At 60.4% G+C, this 3,617-nt stretch carries 1 pseudogene; it reads right to left on the bottom strand.

Going from position 1 to position 3,617, the window contains the following annotated elements:
* Nucleotides 1-3,498: pseudogene (locus tag NW829_RS11120) on the bottom strand (type II secretion system protein); the annotation flags it as partial.
* Nucleotides 3,499-3,617: the final 119 nt, after the last annotated feature.

Raw genomic sequence — 3,617 nt, 5'->3', positions numbered from 1 at the left:
GCCGCCGCCGTTGAGCGTAGCATCCTGCACAAAGCCGTCGTCGATGCTGCCATCGCAGAAATCGGCAGAGAGGATGTTCACCGAGTCGCCCAACACGTCGCTCGGCCGCCAGAGATCCTGCGCCGCCCGGGCAAAGCGCCGGTCTTCATTGGATCGCAGCCGCCCGTAGAAGTTGCTGTAGAGGCCATCTGCTCCGAAGTTAAGAAGAGTTGTGAACTCCTCCAGCCGCTGCCCGTTCCTCGTCTGGTGCAGGTTAAAGTCCCCTTGGATGTAAACGGGGTTGTCGGAAACGAAGGAGAGGCCAAAAATCGCGTCATCAGGGTTGAACCCGCCGCGGGCCAGCACCGCCCCGTTGCGCAGCCGGAAGCCGTAGGGCCGCCGATCCGGATCGGCATAGTAGTCCACCGGTTTGGGGCTGAGTCCACCTGGATTGGAAACAGGGGGATCCCAGACCGTTTGGTTGTTAGCCGTGCCGCGACCTGGCTGACCGGCGTTCATAATACCGGCGCTGCCCAAGTCACCGCGGGCATTTCCGTTGCGCCAGTTGGTTAGGTAGTTATTAAAAGCGCCCAAGGGTGGGCGGGCAATGGCATCTTCCCGCACGGCATCTTCCCGGAAGGCGTAGAAAATCCCCCCTTCTCGGTTCTCGCCAATGCCGGCAGGCAGCCAAGTGTCCCCGTTAATCAACCCCCTGGCCTGTCCGTTGACGTTGTTGGTCAGCAGGGCCAGGTCGATGTTGAGGGCCCGCACCGCCATCGCCTCGCGGCCATCGTAGAAGACGGAATCTTTGAAGGGCACGCGATGACACTGGCTGCCAACTCGGATCAGCTCAAATTGGTTGCTATTGGGGCCAGCAGTGTTATTGGGGCATTTGGCAGTGGCACGGGGCAAAGTCCACTGGTCAATGGTGGCCCGGGGCCTCAGCCTCATGGATTCCAGATCCACCACGGCTTGATAGGTTACTGGCCCCTGTAGGAAGGGGTAGGCCTGCCTCCGCTCATCTTCAAGGGGATCGTTGGGGTTGGGGGGCACGCTGTGGTGGAAGGGCTGCAGAGGGAAAATGTAGCGCAGCGGCAGATAAAACCGGTTGGCTGCTTCTCGGTTCCCAGCTCGGCTGGCTTGGATGTCGTTCCAAAGGATCTGAGCTCCTGGATCCCCGGCATCGGCGACATCCCGAATGCGCAGGATGTTGTCGGCCAGCATGCCCAACATGCAGCCTGCCGTTTGCAGGGTGGTTTGGTCAGCTAGGCTCAGTTGGTCAACAGCAGTGTCTCTGTTAACGGTATCGATGACCCTAACGGTATCGATGACCCGCCGCAGCTCGGAGAAGTTGCCAAAGGCGGTGATGAACGGATCCGGATGAATGCGGCCTGGCTGCTGTCTGGGTGGATAGGCCCCGTCGGGATCGCCGGCAAAATTGGCCAGGTTGGTTAGCGCCGTCCACAGTGGGGTGCCAGGCCGTAGCTGCTCTTTCATTGTCGTGGGATCATATTCCCAAACGTTGGTGCCCTCGCCGGTAAAGAAGTTGATACCCAGTTGTTTGCTCTGGTCACCCCCGGGAAACGTAGAAGCCCGCTGCAAGCTCCAGGGAGAGCCGGGGTGAGCCACCGTGGCCAAGCAGGCAATGGGAAAGCGCCCCTGCTCATGGCTGTAGTGGTAAACGGCAGTGGCCTGCACCGCCGCCGGGTTATCCCGTAGCGTTAGCCGTTGCCGCGCCTCGTTGCTGATAAAGATGGCCTGCAGCTTGGTGGGATCGTTGGGATCCCCAGGCGGCACCAAAGGCAGAGGCAAAGAATCGGTGCGGGTTAGTTCCAGCCGCTGGCCCACGATCACCCGCAGACCTTCCACACGGGCCCGCCGCTCCCAGTAGCCATCCAAGCCCACCTCGGAAAGGGCGCCTGGGGGTGGGTTGTCTTGCGTTAGAGATTCCCTCTGGTTGTTCTGAGCATCCCCAGGGATCGGAGCACCAGCACTGACACCAAACCTCTGAGCAAAGGTGTCCACATCGCAGCCCCTTGCCGGATCAGGGCTGACCGGTGGACGGTCATAGCTGGCCTTGGGGCCAAAGCGGTTGTCGGCCCGATACACATCGTCCACGTAGGGCGGGCAGGTCTGGTCGGCAGCGGACCGAAAGCCGCCTGCTTGAACTCGTCCTGGTGGGCCACTCTCTGAATTCCGCCTGACATTAATTGGAGAGACTGACCATCCCGCTGGATCCTGGGCGTAGGTTCCGCGGGTACGAATGCGACCAAAAAGCTGTAGCTCCAGCGGATCCAGAGCTACCATTTCGGGGGCTGCCGAGTTCTGAACTGAATCGAAATTGAGGTTATTCAGGCGGGGAAGCGGCGTACTTGGCGGCACATCCGCCACCCCAGGGTGGGCATCAAAGATCAATGTATCGCTCGCCTCCTGTCCGGCGTAGCCAATGGCCCCTGCCACCAACTCTCCGAAGGCGGTAATCTCGGAGTTTTCCGGCGGCATGTAGAAGCAAGACTGCTCCGAGCTGATGGTGAAAGCCCGGAACAAGTTGTTGGCAGTGTACCGGAAGAAAAGGCTACCGCCTGCGTAGATAGCACCGTTCCAGTTGTAGCCAGGAGTAAAGAAAAACTCCACGTCGCCGCGGTTGAAAACCCCCCACTTGTTCAGCAGATCCCGCCGCCGATCTTGCTGAAATTGCAAAGCCGAAACGGCGCGGGTGGTGGAGTCGGCTCCCTCAATGGGCAAAGTTACAGCGTACACCTGAAAGGGCTTGTACAGCGCAGAGCCCACCTGGAACCAATCTCCCACGTTGGGGTTGGCGGTTTGGTTGACAGGGGAATCGTTACACCCTGCCAGGGCGGATCCTTGAAGAGGCCCGCCGCGCATCACCAGTCGCCGCGCCCGCTCGGTATCGCTGATGTTTTCCTCAAAACCCTGCAATCCAGATTGGCCCTCTACCGGAGCGCGACGGGCGTAGAGGATGGTATAAACTGTTACAGAGTCGTTGAGGCCATTGTTATCGGTATCCACCAAGAACCACCAGGCTGGGGCTTGCCGCCGCACCTGGATTCGTCGGCTGGGATCCTGGGGATCCGGAACAAGGGCGCTGTAGTTCAGCAAAAAGCGCCGCTCATCGGGAAGGGTATAGGGATCCGAGGGCTCTGCAGGCACCGCCGTGCCATCGTTGGTCAGGGCAGAGGTAAATTGGGCATCGGTGGGGGCACTGTTGGGCAGGCGGCGATCCCGAATGAGGTTGTCGATCTTGGCCCTGGCCCGGTCGATGGCAGCATTCAGTTGCCGGCTGATGGTCAGCTCCGCCCGTTCCACCTGGGTTTGGATGGTGCGCTGGGTAGAGCGGGTCAGCAGCCCTACCGTCACCAAGCTCAAGACCAGCACGATCAAAACAGCCACCGGCAGGACGAAGCCCCGCTCGCGAATCTTGCGCCGATCCACCCGTGCTTTCAAAGAGGCGAGCAAGCGCAGGGTGAGCTTGAGCAGCAGCGTGGAAGGAGCAGACATACCGTATCTCGGACAACGTGAAGGGGAAGGCGGCACCCCAGGGATCCCTTGTCAAGATGCCAAGCTAGCAACAGTATGGCGGTGATCATGGCCGCCGCAAATCCCCACCTCTGGGGGGA

It is taken from the genome of Synechococcus sp. R55.8, from assembly GCF_047461895.1.
Taxonomy (GTDB): Bacteria; Cyanobacteriota; Cyanobacteriia; order Thermostichales; family Thermostichaceae; genus Thermostichus.
The sequence above is the reverse complement of the archived record's forward strand: the minus strand, read 5'-3'. Positions and strand labels throughout refer to the sequence as shown.